General features: G+C 70.6%; 16 protein-coding genes. 10 read left to right on the forward strand and 6 right to left on the reverse strand.

Translation table 11 applies throughout. From position 1 onward, the window contains the following. Window positions 1-12 precede the first annotated feature (12 nt). Complete coding sequence (locus ACQP09_RS34005; RefSeq protein ID WP_433407031.1) at window positions 13-1167, forward strand: hypothetical protein; 1155 nt, start codon at window positions 13-15, stop codon at window positions 1165-1167. Window positions 1168-1253: 86 nt separating this feature from the next. Here ACQP09_RS34005 and ACQP09_RS34010 read toward each other — a convergent pair whose 3' ends face one another. Then, on the reverse strand, window positions 1254-1385 hold the full coding sequence (locus tag ACQP09_RS34010) for a hypothetical protein (RefSeq protein ID WP_433407033.1): 132 nt from the start codon (window positions 1383-1385) through the stop codon (window positions 1254-1256). 45 nt (window positions 1386-1430) lie between these two features. After that, entirely contained in the window at window positions 1431-2495 is a 1065-nt protein-coding gene (locus tag ACQP09_RS34015) for an NlpC/P60 family protein (protein ID WP_433407034.1), read from the reverse strand. A gap of 460 nt (window positions 2496-2955) precedes the next feature. On the opposite strand from ACQP09_RS34015, the gene ACQP09_RS34020 reads away from it, so the two are divergent. The 9 genes from ACQP09_RS34020 to ACQP09_RS34060 all read left to right on the forward strand — a co-directional run bounded on the left by ACQP09_RS34020 (window position 2956) and on the right by ACQP09_RS34060 (window position 12397). Then, entirely contained in the window at window positions 2956-3435 is a 480-nt protein-coding gene (locus ACQP09_RS34020; protein WP_433407035.1) for a hypothetical protein, read from the forward strand. A gap of 2 nt (window positions 3436-3437) precedes the next feature. Beyond that, entirely contained in the window at window positions 3438-3719 is a 282-nt protein-coding gene (locus ACQP09_RS34025; protein WP_433407037.1) for a hypothetical protein, read from the forward strand. 11 nt (window positions 3720-3730) lie between these two features. Further along, on the forward strand, window positions 3731-4525 hold the full coding sequence (locus ACQP09_RS34030) for a hypothetical protein (protein WP_433407038.1): 795 nt from the start codon (window positions 3731-3733) through the stop codon (window positions 4523-4525). Beyond that, window positions 4522-6030, forward strand: coding sequence for a hypothetical protein (locus tag ACQP09_RS34035; RefSeq protein ID WP_433407039.1), 1509 nt, complete (start codon window positions 4522-4524; stop codon window positions 6028-6030). Before ACQP09_RS34030 ends, ACQP09_RS34035 begins: the two co-directional genes overlap by 4 nt. Continuing rightward, window positions 6027-7478, forward strand: a complete 1452-nt coding sequence (locus ACQP09_RS34040; protein ID WP_433407041.1) for an SCO6880 family protein — start codon at window positions 6027-6029, stop codon at window positions 7476-7478. Before ACQP09_RS34035 ends, ACQP09_RS34040 begins: the two co-directional genes overlap by 4 nt. Before the next feature lie 5 nt (window positions 7479-7483). Next, complete coding sequence (locus ACQP09_RS34045) at window positions 7484-9067, forward strand: ATP-binding protein (RefSeq protein WP_433407042.1); 1584 nt, start codon at window positions 7484-7486, stop codon at window positions 9065-9067. Next, window positions 9067-10812, forward strand: coding sequence for a type IV secretory system conjugative DNA transfer family protein (locus ACQP09_RS34050; protein WP_433407043.1), 1746 nt, complete (start codon window positions 9067-9069; stop codon window positions 10810-10812). The genes ACQP09_RS34045 and ACQP09_RS34050 overlap by 1 nt, the downstream gene beginning before the upstream one ends. Continuing rightward, complete coding sequence (locus ACQP09_RS34055; protein WP_433407045.1) at window positions 10802-11398, forward strand: DUF4913 domain-containing protein; 597 nt, start codon at window positions 10802-10804, stop codon at window positions 11396-11398. The genes ACQP09_RS34050 and ACQP09_RS34055 overlap by 11 nt, the downstream gene beginning before the upstream one ends. 159 nt (window positions 11399-11557) lie before the next feature. After that, window positions 11558-12397 carry a hypothetical protein gene (locus ACQP09_RS34060; RefSeq protein WP_433407047.1) on the forward strand — a complete coding sequence of 280 codons (840 nt, stop codon included), beginning with the start codon at window positions 11558-11560 and terminating at the stop codon, window positions 12395-12397. A 133-nt stretch (window positions 12398-12530) separates the two neighbouring features. Here ACQP09_RS34060 and ACQP09_RS34065 read toward each other — a convergent pair whose 3' ends face one another. The 4 genes from ACQP09_RS34065 to ACQP09_RS34080 all read right to left on the reverse strand — a co-directional run bounded on the left by ACQP09_RS34065 (window position 12531) and on the right by ACQP09_RS34080 (window position 15151). Further along, entirely contained in the window at window positions 12531-12695 is a 165-nt protein-coding gene (locus ACQP09_RS34065; RefSeq protein WP_433407049.1) for a pRL2-8, read from the reverse strand. Window positions 12696-12780: 85 nt separating this feature from the next. Next, window positions 12781-13689, reverse strand: a complete 909-nt coding sequence (locus ACQP09_RS34070; protein ID WP_433407050.1) for an NUDIX domain-containing protein — start codon at window positions 13687-13689, stop codon at window positions 12781-12783. 71 nt (window positions 13690-13760) lie between these two features. After that, complete coding sequence (locus ACQP09_RS34075; protein ID WP_433407051.1) at window positions 13761-14546, reverse strand: hypothetical protein; 786 nt, start codon at window positions 14544-14546, stop codon at window positions 13761-13763. Beyond that, a complete protein-coding gene (locus ACQP09_RS34080; RefSeq protein WP_433407053.1) occupies window positions 14543-15151 on the reverse strand; it encodes a DUF4326 domain-containing protein in 609 nt (202 codons plus the stop codon). Before ACQP09_RS34080 ends, ACQP09_RS34075 begins: the two co-directional genes overlap by 4 nt. Window positions 15152-15170: the final 19 nt, after the last annotated feature.

A 15170-nucleotide genomic window follows, 5' to 3' on the forward strand; every position in this document is an offset into this window, starting at 1 on the left:
AGGGGAGCGGACATGTCGATGCCGACACCGGAGGAACGGGCGGGGGAGGCCTTCACGGAGGCTGCTGCCGAGGCGGTGCAGACCTCGACGATGGCCTTCCGTCTGATGATGGCCATCGCCGATGCGGTGCGCCGTCAGCAGCAGCAGAAGGAGGCGGGCCGGGAGGAGGAACTCCCGCCGGTCGAGAAGGCTGTGCCCGAGGCCACGGAGTACGCGAAGAAGTACCTACCGCCGGACATTGGTACGGCCTTGATGGACGGCGCGGACTGGCCGATGCTTGCCCAGCAGCTCATGGCACTGGGTGGTGCGGGGGTGGACCTGGAGGCCCTTATGCCGCGCGTCGCGGAGATCACCGTGACCGTACGGGACGCCGTTGCCGAGCACGCCAGGAAGGCCCTGGAGGACGAGGGCGCCGGGAGGTGGGAGGCGATGCTGCGCGAGGCGGTTCCGGCCGGGCCCGTACGGGAGGCGATCCTTTCCTCCCCGGCCTGGCCGGACATTGCGACGAAGATGGCGAGCTTGGACGAGAAGGGCGTCGATGTGCGGGGAGTTCTCGCGGCCGCCCACAAGGAAGGGCTCGGCGTCGAGCAGGCTGTGGCCTCGTCGCTGGGCGCGGCGGCGCCGTCGACGAGCCGGGACGCGCTGCTGGCGTACGGTCCGCTGACGACTGGCCTGGACGTGCCGAAGAACCTCACCCTGAAGGACCGGGCACGGGCGCTGGTGCAGCTCGGGGTCAGGGATGCGGACGCGCGGAACGTGCGGATGGTGCGCGAGGCCATGCCGGGCAGGGAGCGGGATGCCGACCTGATGGTCAGCGACCGTCACTGGCCGCTGATTTCCCTGCGGATGGCGGAGATGGAGTCGCGGGGTGAGCCGGTGGCAGAGCACCTTGCCCGCCTCATGCAGGACACCTCGTGGGAGAAGGGCACGGGAACGCTGGGGACCCGGCTGGTCAGGGCTGCGGCTGACGCGCTGACCCGGCCGGTGGGCGATGCTGCGGGAGCCTCCCGGCCGGTGGTGAGCAGCGCGGCAGCCAAGGCCACTTCGCCGAGCGTGGGCCCTACTAAGGGCGTCTCCGTAACCAAGGGCGGGCCCCGCCCGGCAGAGCCGGGGGTTGCCGCACACCGTGATTCTGGACCGGCGCCGAGCAAGGGCAGGACCCGCTAGGCCTCCCGGTTACCGAGCGTCCCCGTCCCCGCCGTTGTGCGGAGGCGGGGGCCTGAACGGCGGCCGAACGGCAGGAAGGGGGATGGTCAGGCCGTGCGGCGGCACCACGGCTTGTCGTACGGGCCGCCCCAGATGCTGCACGAGGCGGTGTAGAGGGCGGCGGCCGGGCCCATCTGGCTGCTGGGCTCGGCCGGGGACTGACGGCGGGAGATGGTCACGAGGCGTGGTGGTGGTCCCCTTGCTTTCGCCACCACACGCTCAGGTCAGGGGCGGGTGGCGCCGAGGTAGTCCCCGGCCGGCATGGCGGAGGCGAGGGGAACGAGTTCGACGGTTTTGCCCGTGCGGGGGGCGTGGAGGACTCGGCCGTCTCCTGCGTACAGGCCGACGTGGTAGATGAAGCCGCTGCTGTTGGACCAGAACAGCAGGTCGCCGGCCTTGAGGTTGTCGCGGGAGACGGGCCGGTTGGAGGTGGCGCCGTACTGGGCGGCGGCGGTGCGGGGGAGCTTGACGGAGGGCCAGTAGGCGTACTGGGTGAGCGAGGAGCAGTCGAAGCCGGTGGTGGTGGAGGCGACGCAGCGTCCGTTCCGGTAGCCGTTGGTGCCGTCGCAGAATCCGGTGGAGGGGCCGGAGGGGCTGCCGCCGCCGTAGGCGTAGGGGGTGCCGAGCCGGGTGGAGGCCTTGCGGAGGGCGTCGGGGCCGGTGCCGGTCCCGGAGAACGACACGGGGACCAGATCGGGGCCCTGGAAGCGGCTCATTGTGGAGAGGATGAGCTGGACGTAGTTGTAGGTCTCGCCGCCCGCGAAGGACTTCGGCGGGACGCCGCGGTACTGCTGGACGCGGCCCCATCCGGCGTTGTAGCCGGCGAGGGCCAGGGCGCGGGGGCCGCCGGGGTAGCCGGAGGCGGTGGCCTGGCGGAGCAGGGAGCACATCATGCGCCCTTGGGCCATGACGGCGTCGCCGATGTCCCAGGGACTGTTGCGACCGTTGCCGTCGTCGTCACGGCCCCAGGTCGCCCAGGTGCCGGGCATGAACTGTGCGGGGCCCTGGGCGCCGACGCTGGAGGTGGCCTCGGCCACGGACGTCTTGAACTTGGACTCCTGGTAGAGCTGAGCGGCGAGCAGAGCCGGAGTCATCGGCGGCTCTTTGCACTCGGCATCTGCCTTCAGAATCCACTTGCGGAACTCTGCGGGGACGCCCTGCAAGCCGCTTCCGCCGTTGGTCGCGTCGACCGCTGCGTCGTCTTCGTCGATGACCAGGACCGCGATGCTGATGACTAGCAGCAGGATGAGCCCTAGGACTCCTGCTGCGGCGCCTGTGATCACCTTCACGTGCTATCCCCCGTTGGTCTTTCGGATTCCGTTTGTGTGACTTTCTGGCACGCACTAAATGTGCGCTCTCTTCTTGTGCAGGCGCTGAGTCGTACGCCTGGAGTCCGGGCTCACGTAGAGTCGGCTCTCGGTCTCGCTGGATGGTGGATTTGCCCAGTAAAACTCTGCCCGGGCTTGCCCTGTGCAGGGGGCATGTGGCTCCCAGTGCGGGGCTGTTGGCGACTCGGGGGTGGGGCTGTTGCGTACGGGGCGGGCGGCTGGTGTACGCGTCGAGATTCAATCAATGTCTCAAAAGGGCCTTTCGTGTGAGGCTGGCTTTCCGGCCCTCTGGGCTTTACCGCTGGCCTCACCTCCCGTCACCGAGTAACTGGTGAATCGCGTTGCTGGGGATCACGCTAACCTCAGGGATCCCGGGGCCCAATCCCGTGACTAGATGGAATCGCACAGGGGGAGTTGTGGCATGACCACTCAGCCGGTGGCGTCAACGCAGGTCGAAGCGGAGCGTGTTGTTCTCCGGTATGCGCTGATGCCGGTTGACGGTAATGGCATTGCAGTAGCGACGGTGTCCCGGATGCTTGACGATGGCGCGAATGGCGGCCGTGCCCGGGTCCTGGCGCCGGGGGAGCAGGTCCCGTACGGGGTTGCTCCCGTTCTGGTCGCGGACACGACCCTGTACGCCGCGAAGCGGGTGCAGGAAGCGCTGCTGCGGTGGGGGCAGATGCCCCGGCCGTGGCTGGTGCTGGTGTCGGATGCTCCCGCGCGGCCGGTGCAGGACGCCCGCTTCCTGATCCGAGGGCTGGAGAACCGACTGGCCGGGGTGGCGAGGGTGCCGTACCTGCCGGTCCTGCGAGCCGTTACAGATGCCGACGAGGCCCTGGAGTACAAGGACGTCCGGGCCGCAGCGGAGAAGCTGCGGACCGCTATGGAAAAGAGGAGTTGAGCATGCTGGATCAGTGGTACCTGGCAGCGGACTTGATCCCGGGGGCGAAGCCGACGGAGATCCCGGGGATGGCGGGCACGGTCACCAAAATTTTCGGGTACGGGCTGTGGATTTTGATCCTGGCCGGCGTCGGCGGGGTCGGCTACGGGTTCTTCAAGCTGGCCGTGTCCGACAAGGGCCGGGGCGGCGGCGGATCCGAGCCGTTCAAATGGATGGGCGGCGGGCTGATCGCGATCGTCATCTCCGGCAGCCTGATCGCGATCCTCAACGGCGTCGCAGGCTGAAGGGGGAGGTCATGGGCGGGACCAGGAGCAGGTGGAACAGCACTTCGGTGTGGCTGTCGGGGGTAGCTCTGGTGGGGGTGCTGGCGCTGGGCGGGTACGCCCTGTTCTCCGGCGGCGACGAGGGAGACGAGGCGGGCAAGAAGGAGCCGGGCTCCTCGGCGAGCGCGGATCCGAAGCCGTCGAATTCGTACGAGGCCCCGGAGGACTGGACCGACCCGAAGCGCTGGGCGGCGCTCCCGCGGGGGGAGCGGACCGACGAGCGCGGCAGCCAGGTCGGCTTCCCGCAGAGCGCCGAGGGCGCGGTGGCGATGATGGCAGCGGCCAACACCACCGCCATCGAGGGCACCACGACCAACGACGACGAGCAGCTGCGTCTCTACTACAGCTACATCGGCAAGCCCGACCAGTCCGAGGCCGCCGCGGAGCGGGTCGAGCAGGGAGCCATCACCAACGGCAAGTCGATCTGGCGCAGCCTGGGCCTGAAGCCCGGGGCTCCGCTGCCGGCGGGCGCCTACGCGCGCACGCACGTGATCGGTTTCCAGGTCATCAAGGAGTCGCCCACCGAGGTGACCGCGTGGGTGCTGGGCACGGAGACGCTGAAGGCGGGCGAGACGGAGGAGGAGAAGGTCTCCTACACCCGTACGCTGATGGGCGCGCAGTGGCAGGACGGCGACTGGAAGCTCAGCGTGCAGGCGACGCGGCACGCGCAGGACGACACCCAGGGCAAGCCCGAGCCTGAGATGGCTGCGGTCGGGGACGCCAAGTTCGACGCGGCCGGGTGGACAGCGATCCGGGAAGCGTCGTGAAGCGGCGGCTGACGGCGCTGCTGCTGGTCCTGGTCGCGGTCTTCGGAGGCCTGTCGGCGTCCGCGACGCCTGCGGCCGCCGACGGGATCGTCTCAGGTGGCATCGAGGCGACGTGCCGGGCCGGGGCCGGTCCGCTCCTCGGCCTGGTCGACGCCGGCGCGGAACTGATCACCGGGTCCTCGGTGTGCGACAAGATCGGCAAGGCCGGTGAGAAGAAGGTCAAGGAGGCCTGGAAGTCGGTCCAGGACTCCGTGCTCGGCGACGTGATCGACTCCGGCAAGGACGTGGCCGGGTGGGTCCTCAAGACCACCATCACTGTCTCCCTGATGGGTCCGTCCGTGAACCTCAAGGCGACCGGCCTGTGGCCCGAGGGCGACAAACCCACGCTGGCGGGCATGATGACCTGGCTCGGACTGGTGATCGCAGCAGCCGGGGTGATGTGGCAGCTGGGCAAGATGGCTGTGACCGGACAGGCCAAACACGCCGGGCGGGCGATGGTCGGCTGGATGGAGAACATCTTCATCTCCGCACTCGGCGTGAGCTTCTTCGCGATGATGCTGCTGCTCGGCGATGCGCTCGCCAACGGAGTGGTGAAGCTGACGTTCAAGGGCGGCGACGAGGCCATCGACCGGATCGTCACGACTCTGCTGCCGACCGGCATCCTCAACCCCATCGGTCTGGGCACCGTGGTCCTGGTCCTGCTCATCATCGGCGGCATCCAGCTGATCATGATGTTCCTGCGGCAGAGCGCCATCCCGATCATCTGCGTGCTGCTGCCGGTGGCCGGCGGCGGCCGCACGGGCGGCGACACGACCCGCAAGTGGGCCGGAGGTTTGATCACCGCCGGACTGGTCGTCATCGCCTACAAGCCCACCGTGGCCATCATCCTGTGTATCGGGTTCGCGGAGTTGGGGTCCGCCGGGACTTTTGCTGAGTGGCTGCGCGGCTGCGCGACCCTCCTGCTGGCCGTGCTCGCCCCGGGACCGCTGACGAAGATCTTCGCGCCGTTCGGCGCGGCGGCGGGTGCCGGGATGAGCGCGGGCGGGGCCACCGGGGCCCTGGCCGGAGCCGCCGGGTACCTCGGGGGCAAGTTCGGCGGCGGCGACGACGATGGCGGGCAGGGCGGTGCGGCTGGAGCCTCCGACGACCCGGTCTCCCGCGCCCAGATGGTCTCCCAGACCATGGGCCCGCAGGGCGGAGGCGACGGCGAAAGCGGCGAAGGCGGCGGGCAGGGCGGCGACGCCCAGGCGCAGGCATCCCGCAACGAGACAGGGGCGAGCGTTCCGGCCCAGGGCGGCCCGGGCGAGCCGGGCGCCGACGGCGGGCTCGGCGCAGCTGGCCAGGCGACCGAGGGCACTGCCGGAGTGGGCGGCGGTACGGCGGCCGCCACGGGCGGCGGTGCGGTGGCGGTCGCCGGTCCGGTGGCCGCAGGCATTCAGGTCCTGGACGGCGTCAACGACGCGGTGCAGGGCGCGAGCGGAGCAGTGGGCGGAGACCAGAGTTGAGTTCGCACGAGGTACCGCAGACGCTGATGGTCAGCGGGTTCCGTACCCGCCGATCCTTCGGGTTCGGCGGGCTGTCCAAGACCGGCACGCTGCTGGCGGTGGCGCTGCTGACGGCCGAGGGGCTGATCGGTACGCAGGTGCCGCTGTCGCTGCTGGTCACGATCCCGGTGACGCTGCTGGTGTTCGGTCTGGCGGCGTCGAAACGGCACGGGATGCCCGCGCTGTCGTACTACTGGGCGCGGTTCGCCTGGAAGCGGGCGGGCCGGTACGACGCCACCTCGTACCGCAGGCTGCTGCTGCCGCATCCGTACGCGCTCGACCTGCCGGGCGTGGGCGCGTCCTCCACGCTGATCCGGGCGGCGGACCCGACGACGAACCGGGCCGTGGGCGTCGTCCACGACCGCTCCAGCGGCAACATGACCATCACCACACTCCTCAACCCGGGTGGCAGCCTGATGGCGCCGACCGGTTCGGTCCAGGGCAACATCCGCACCTGGTCGGCCGTTCTGGACCAGATGGCCACGGATCCGCAGATTAAGGGTGCGAGCGTGACGATTCAGATCACCCCCGGCGCCGGCGAGGCCCTGGGGGATGACGTGAAGCGCCGTCAGGACCCCGGCGCCCCGCAGCTGGCCAAGCAGGTCATCAGCGATCTGGTGCGGACGACCCCGTACGCGACGGCGAGCGTGGCGCCCTGGATGAGTGTCACTGTCGACCCGTCCGAGACCGCGAGTCCGCCGGTGGATCTCGCGGAGCAGGTCGCCGAGGCGCTGCGGGTGGTCGACGGACTCGATCTCTCCGGCACCGGCACCGACATCGAGCGCCGGGCGACCGACATCGACCTGCGCCGCATCGTCCGCAGCGCCTACGACCCCACCGTCTTCAACGCCCGCGACGACGAGTTCGCTGCCCTCAGCTGGAGTGAGTGCGGGCCGCAGGCGGCCGACGACGGATGGCAGGAGTACGCCCACGACTCCGGGGTCTCTATCAGCTGGGTCCTGCGGGAGATGCCCCGCAGGCCCATCCCCTACAGCGTGCTGCTGCCGCTGCTGGCTCCGGGCCGCTTCCAGCGCCGCATCTCCATCTCCTACCGGGTGCTCGACCCGCTGGAGGGCGAGGCGATCGTGGAGCGGGAGATCAGCAACGCGCACGACCGGGCCCGGGTGACCCAGGAGGTCAAGGGGCGGGCCAAGCACAGCCAGGCCGCCGACCTCAAGAAGTCCCAGCAGGCGGCCGCCGCGGTCGCCGACGGCGCGCAGGTCGTGGACTGGACGCTGCGGGTGACCGCGACCGCCCGCAGCGCGGAGGACCTGCCCAACCTTCGCCAGGAGCTGGACCGGGCCGTCAAGGCGACCCGGAGCCTGCGCTTCCGCCCCGCGTTCGGGGCTCAGGCGGCAACCTTCGCCGCCGGGCTCCCCATCGGCTTCAACCCGCTGGTGAAGGACTGAGCGACATGGCGCGCAAGACCACCAAGCAGACACCGGTCACCACACCGAAACGGATCACGGCCGAGGCCGAGGTGCGGCCCAGCCGCGAGGAGCGGCGGACCGAGCGCCAGCTGCGGCAGCGCTTCGCACCCCGTCTGGGGTGGAGCGGCCGGTTCAGTGGACGCAGCCCCGTCGAGGACGCCGGCACCGTCTACACCGGCCCCTCCACCCAGGCGGGCGGTATCTTCCCCTGGCTGCTCGGCAGCGGACTCCCGCCCCGGGGCGTGCCGGTCGGCCGGGACGTACTGACCGGCGAACTGGCCTGCGTCGACCCGGCTGGATGGACCGGGAATCTGACGACCAACCCGGGCGTCTACGTCATCTCGCAGCCCGGGGCCGGGAAATCGGCCCTGGTCAAGCGGATCTGCCTGGTGTACTCGTCGTACGGGCACATGGTGTGCGTGCCCGGCGACCCCAAGGGCGAGTACAGCGCCCTGGTCCGCGAACTCGGCGGATCCGTCGTACGCATCGGGGACGGCATCGGCCGCCTCAATCCCCTGGACTCCGGCCCGTTGAAGGGTGTTCTGCACACCCTTCCTGCCGACCGGCGCGCATCCTTGCGCGACACGCTCAACGCGCGCCGCCAGGACGCGCTGGTGGCGCTGCTGGGCACCAAGCACGGCCTGGGGCGCATCCCCGACGAGGTCGAGCGCAGCGCGCTGACCACCGCCGTCAGGATCGCCGCGGACACGCTCGGCGAGACCGTCGACCCGGTGGTGTCCGACGTGGTGCGGGTGCTGCGGGCGGCCCCGGAGGCACTGCTGTCCAAGCTCAGCGCCCCGGAAGCCGAGTTCCGCGCGCTCACCCGCAGCATCGTCGCCGGTCTCGACAACCTGATCGACGGCCCGCTCAAGGGCCTGTTCGACGGGCAGACGACCTCTCCTCTGGACATCAACGCCCCGGCAGTGTCGGTGGACATCTCCGCCCTGCGCTCACGCGGCTCCGACGTCGAGGCCGCAGGCATGATCGCCACGTGGGCCTACACCTACAGCGCGATCGACAGCGCCCGCAGCATCGGCATGCTGCAACGGCCCCTGGTCCTGCCCATGGACGAGATGTGGCGGGCGCTGCGGGCCGGGCCGGGCATGGTCGAGGCGATGGACTCCATCTCCCGCCTGAACCGGCAGCACAGGGACGTCGCCATCTACGTCACCCACTCGCTGCTGGACGGCGAATCGCTGCCCACGGAGGCAGACCGGGCCAAGGCGCGCGGCCTGATGGACCGGTGCGACACCCTGATCATCGGGGCATCGTCCTCGGACGAGCTGACCAGGATCTCCAGCAAGCGGCCGCTCACCGAGCAGGAGCGGATGATGATCGGTTCCTGGTCCTCGGCGACGTCGACCGGGCTCGATGTCACCCCGAGCACCCCGACCGACGGCGAGGGGATGCCCGTCGAGCAGACCCGGCACCCCGGACGCGGCAAGTACATGATCAAAGTGGGCTCCCGGCCGGGTGTCGCGGCCGCGATGGAGCTGACGGCCACCGAGCGGCGGCTCTACCACACCGACCCCGAACAGCGGCGCAAGATGACGACGGAGGCCAGCTGATGATGACGGACAACGACCGGGCGTGGGCCGCCGGCGGCGTAGCCCTCGGTGGCGGGATCACCCTCGCGGTCTCCACCTGGGCCGGGGCGGCGGCCGGGGCCGTAGTGACCGGCGACCAGGTCGCCGACTTCCCCCTGACGGTGGTCGACGCCTACCGGATGGCCACCCAGTGGTCCCAGCTCTGGCCGCACTCCCAGACCGCGAGCACCCTCGGCGCCGCGCTCCTGGACCTCTTCGTCGTCATTCTCATCGTCTGGGGGCTGCGGGTCACCTTCCGCTGGTACCGCAACCCCAACAGCCTCGCGACGCTGCACCAGGTGCGGGAGCTGACGCCCAAGCACGCCGCCCGCTCCGCGATCCGGCTGCGGGCCTCCCTCAAGGGCACGAAGCCCAAGGATGTTCCGGCCCGCGACCGGGGTGTCCTGCTCGGCGACCACCTGCCCTCCGGCGTCGAGCTGCGCGGCTCGGACGAGGACACCTTCGTCGCCATCATGGCGCCCCGCGCCGGCAAGTCGACGGCGCTGGCCATCCCGATCGCCGAAGAGGCCCCGGGCGCACTGCTGATGACGAGCAACAAGGCCGACGTCTACGCCGCGACCCGTGCGAGCCGTGCGCAGAAGGGGGAGACGTTCCTCTTCGACACCCAGGGAGTGGCCCAGGCCTCGCAGGAGATGTGGGTGGACCTGGTCGCGCAGGCCGAGACGCTGGAGGGCGCCGAGCGCCTCGCGTCCCACTTCGTCAACCAGATCACCAGCGAACAGGCTGATCCGTTCTGGAGCCAGGCCGCCGGAGACCTCCTCACCGGCCTCTTCCGCGCCGCCTGGTGGGAGGGCGCCACCGTCCGCGAGGTCATGAAGTGGCTGTCCGACCCCAAGGAGAAGGCCCCGCTCCGCATCCTCTACCAGAACGAGGCCGTACTCGCCGAACAGGTCGACTCCTCGATCAACATCGCCGAGGAGACCCAGTCGGGGATCTACCAGAACGCCCGTACGGCGATGAGCGCGCTGCGGGACGAGAAGGTCCTGGCGTGGGTCACCCCGGACAAAGGCCGGGCACGGTTCGACCCGGAGGCCTTCGCGACGAGCACGGACACCCTGTACCTGCTGTCGAAGAAGGGCGGCCCGTCGAGCGCCCTGGTCGCGGCGGTCGCGGACGCGGTGTTCACCGCCGCCTCCGAGGCCGGCGAGCGCCACGGCGGCCGCCTGCCCGAGCCGATGCGTGCCGTCCTGGACGAGGCCGCCAACATCTGCAAGATCGCCGACCTGCCCGACCTCTACAGCCACCTCGGCAGCCGCGGGATCACGCCGATCGTCATCCTCCAGTCCTACCGGCAGGGCGTGAAGGCGTGGGGCGAGGTCGGCATGGACAGCATGTGGGGCGCCGCGACGAAGAAGCTCATCGGCCCCGGCGGGGACGACGCCAAGTTCGCCCAGGACATCAGCGCGCTCGTCGGCGCCCACCATGTCGAGCGCGGCTCGTACTCCAAGAGCAAGGACGGGCACAGCCGTAGCTGGTCCGAGCAGCGGGAGCAGGTGCTCGACCCGGCCGAGATCCGCGCCATGCGCAAGGGCAGCGCACTGCTGCTGTCCACCGGCATGCCGGTCGCCCAGATCGCTCTGCGCCCCTGGTACAGCGAGAAGTCGATGTCCCACATCGGCCCGCAGATGAGGGACGAGGAGCTGGCCATCACCAAGCGCGCCGGATGGGCGTACGAGGACAGGAAGGCGGCGCGCAGTGGCCGATGACCCCGAGGAGGAGCCACGCCTGGACGTCCCGATCGGGATGTTCCAAGACATCGAAGACATCAAAGCCGAACTCTCGCGGCTGAATACCCTGTTCAACTCGTTCACCGGAGGCGACGGTGCCGAGCCGGGCGAGGCCTCCGCTGCCGAGGACGCTGCGGCCGGCGCGGAACCCGACGAGGGGGAAGCCGACGAGGACGAGTGGCAGTACCCGCCGTTCATCCTCCTGCTCGACCCCCCGGCGTACGACGACGAGCTGCGAGCCCTGGTCGAGTGGGTCGAAGGCGTCCTCGTACCCGGCTACCTCGCCGAGCCCTCGGCCGATGCCCGGTGGTGCCACCTCTGGTTCGAGCACAGCGTGGCCATCGCGCGCCTCCACGCGGTGTGGCTGGCCTGGCAGGAGCTGACCGACCCGGCGTCCTGCGGGTACACCGGCCCGAGCGTCTGGCACCGTGACCACCTGGACCCCGCTCTGCGGGAGCTGCGGGCCTCCTCCGGCCCGTTCTCCGGCTGCACCAAGGGAGAGCACCAGATCGACCACCGGATGCCCAGCACCGTGCCCAGCGCATGGAGCCACGGCATCGACTGAACAACCCCGCCGCACGGCAGGAGGGCCGTCGGACCGACTGGCGGCCCTCCTCTCGTCCCGGTGTGAACTTCTCATTTGCGACCATGTCGTGCGAAGCGCGGGACCAACTCACCCTCAAAACTCACCTCTTAAGAGGTGAGTTTCCCTTAGGGTTGAGCCATGACCACAGAAGCCGTCGCCCTCATCCCCGAGCCCGCTGGACCTCCGGCCCTGGAGGTCGTGCCCGACCTGCCTGCCGTGTCTGTCGCCGACATCGCCGCCGGGATCACCGCCGCCCTGGTGACCGGCTGGAACGCGATCCGTGCTCGGCATCCCGACGTCCCCGAGGCTGTCATCAGCATGGCTACCGGAGGTCGCATGAGCGCAGTGGAGCTGGCGCACTTCTGGCCCCGCAAATGGCGCGCGAGGGAAGGGGACACTCGGCATCACGAGGTGTTCGTCACCGCCGAATCGCTCGCCGATGGCGCACCGAAGGTCTTCGGGTACCTGCTCCACGAGGCCACCCACGCGGCCAACGAGCACCGAGACGTTAAAGACTGCTCCACCGGCCAGTACCACAACAAGGAGTTCCGGGAGACTGCTGCGGAGCTGGGGCTCGTTCAGCAGCCCGGCATCAGCGACAAGCGGAAGAAGAAGTACGGGTTCGCCGATACGGATCTGGGAGAGGACGCAGCGAAGGTGTACGCCAAGGAGATCGCCGCTCTCGACAATGCGATCCACGCCACCCGTCTGCCCGACATTTTCCTCACCAGCAGCAAGGGCGGCGGCAAGGGCGGCGGCAAGGGCGGCGGGGCTGCTGCCGAAGCGGACGGCGACGCCGGCGGGGACGGTGAGGCGCCGACTAAGAAGAAGGAGAAGGAGGACCGCAACTACGTCAAGGCGGTCTGCCGGTGCGAGCCGCCTGCGGTGATCCGGGTGTCTCCGAGGACGCTGGAGCGCCGCAACATCATGTGTGGCGACTGCATGGAGAACTTCGCGACGGAGTCCTCCTCAGAGTGATGGTCTTTCTGGCCAGATAACCTGCGGGCCCCGGCGGTCCCCTCTCGCAGAGGGGGAGCCGGGGCCCGCGTTGTTGTGCGGCTGTACCGCCGATGGTGTGCCAGGAACGGCGCCTACCAGGGGGCTTCGGGCTTTACTTCACGATCATGCTGTCGGGGCAGCGGCCGCCCATGTGGGCGACGCACTGCGGGCAGTCCTCACGCGGACCGAGATGGGCGTGAGCTTCGCGGGAGGCGTAGGCGTGAAACCAGCACTGCCTGCACTGGCCCTTCGGCGGATTCGTGGCGGTGGCCCTCAACGGGTCTCCTCGTCGTCGCAGATGCGGAATGCGCGGTTGATGACGCGGCAGCCGAGCAGTGCGCTGACGAGCGCGATCACGATGTTCAGCACGAGCCCTCCTCGGCGGTCAGCATGCGGCGCGCGGCGCGCAGGATGTCGGCGTGGTCGAAGGCCAGCTCGGCGTTTTCCAGGGCGGCGCCCAGCTGGACCCACCGCACGTTCAACGCGTCGTCGTCGGCCACCGCGACGGTGCCGACGGGCACCCGGGCGAGGTAGGCGTCCGTGCTGTACGGCCCGCGCGGGTCACGGCCGGGGGCGTTGTAGGTGCCGATCAGGACCAGGTCGGCGGCGTCGACCCGTACACCGGTCTCCTCCACCAGCTCCCTGGCGGCGGCCAGCTGGGAGTCCTCGCCCTCGTCCAGGTGCCCGCCGGGCAGGGCCCAGTGGCCGGTGAACGGCTCCCAGCGGCGCTGGATGAGCAGCACCCGGCCGTCCTGGTCGACCGTCACCACGTCGGCCGTGAAGCGCCACTCGTCGCCGTCGGCGGCGGGCGGCTGGGCCACCACGGTGTCGCGGCGGGCGTCCCAGCGCGTGCAGTGCGTGTGCTCCCGGCCGTCCTCGTCGAAGCGGACGGTGATGTCCCACACGGGCCAGACGCCGACCGGACGCGGGCCGCGCTCGATCGCGAGGACCTCGTACGTGCTCGCGGCGTCGCCGTGGTTGTACCGGCCGCCGACGACGCGGGGGCCGACCTGGGTGGCGATCCACTCCTCCCAGGTCATCTCGAAGCCGTCCTCGCGGTCGCCCAGCAGCTCGGCGGGCATCTTGCTGTCGCACTCGTCGCAGCTGCTGAGGGCGGTGGTGTTGACGGTGCCGCAGGCCGCGCACGTCCACGACGGGCTCCCGCAGTCGTGGCAGGCCCCGTACGACGCCGGGTTGTCGGCTCCGCATCCGCAGCCCCACGCGGTGCGCGAGCGCTTCGCGGCGGCGAGGTCGGTCTCGTACGTGCTCATGTGTCTCCTCCTTGTCCGGGCCGGGGGAGTCCCGGCCCGGGTTGGTGGTCTTTCTGGCCAGATAAATTGGACTACACGGCCCGGAGGCGGCGCGGGGTGCGGGCGGGGGGCGGGTTGCCCGGGTCGGGCCAGTCGTCGGCGGACAGGCCGTACGCGACGGGAGGTTTCCAGTTCGCCGGGGCGTAGCGCCGGTAGACCTCCTCCCACGGCGCCGAGAAATGCGCCGGCAGCAGGCCGCCGCGGTTCGGGATCGGCTCGGGCGCGGCCGCGTTCTGCTCGCGGACCTGCTCGGCGACGCGCTCGGCGTGCTCCACATGCCGGTTGCAGAACCAGTGGGGGATCGTCCAGCCGGTCCGCGGATCCAGCTCCTGCACCTGGTGGTGGGAGTTGGCGCCGCAGATCCCGCGCTCGTTGCGGACGTCGACCGGCGGTACGTGGCCCGGCCCGACGTGCACGACCGGCTCGGGCAGCGGCCGCAGCGGCACCACGGCCTCATCGTCCAGCGGGGAGGCGGTCGGGCGCGGCCGGTAGACGTATGGGCGCAGGCGCGGGGCCTGGCACCCCGGAGCCTGCCCGGGGCTCCAGTTCCCCGCCGCTCGGGGCGGCTCGTAGCGGGGCCGGTCGTCGGCGACCAGGGCGTCGAACCGGGGGCGGCCCGTCGCCGTGCGGCCCAGGACGCGGGCGGCGGTGTTCAGCACCCGCCCGGGCTCGCCCGGGGCGATGGCGAGGGCGTACGCCACGGCGAGCAGCAGCTCCCGCGCCGGCGGGGCGGCACGCCGGTCGCTGAAGATGCGGTGGACGGTCTCCGCGTGCTCGGTCGCCCGGTCCAGGCGGGGGAGTTCGTCCGGCGTGCTCACCCGAAGACCTCTACCAGACGGATCATGGCCTTCGGGTAGTCGCGCGTCCGCTGCTGCTTCACGTACTGGTTCCAGGTGCGGTTGTCGCAGCGGACCGGGATGCCGTCGCCCGGGTCGTAGTCGACCAGGCAGGTGGTGTGCACGTCCTGCGTGAGGACGTCGGCCAGGTCGTCGGCCTCGTACAGGGCCCTCTCGCCCCGCCACAGGCGCTGCCGGTCGACCCGGGCCCGCGCCGAGGCGATACGGACCTCCAGGGCGAGCGGGGAGAGCGCGGCCCACTCCAGCAGCACGTCGGCGTGGCACGGCTCGCCGGGCGCGCACGGGCAGGCCAGGTCCATGCCGCGCAGCTCCGGCAGCCGGGTGAGGATCTTCTCCCGGCGCTGGTCGCCCTCGGTGGAGGTCCAGTTGGAGCGGCTTCCGCGCAGCCACGGGTGGAACTCGGCGGCGGCGGTCAGCCGGGCCTCCGGCTCCGCGTAGCCGATGTCCACGAGCTGCGCGACGGTGAACGGGTTGCCGAAGGCGGACGTGCGGTCCACGATCATGCAACGCTCGGGCCTACGCCAGTCCTTGGTGCGCTGACGCTGGATACGGGTGCAGGTACGCATGGAATGTGATCCTTCCTGC

The organism is Streptomyces sp. CA-146814 (genome assembly GCF_050942385.1).
Classification (GTDB): domain Bacteria; phylum Actinomycetota; class Actinomycetes; order Streptomycetales; family Streptomycetaceae; genus Streptomyces.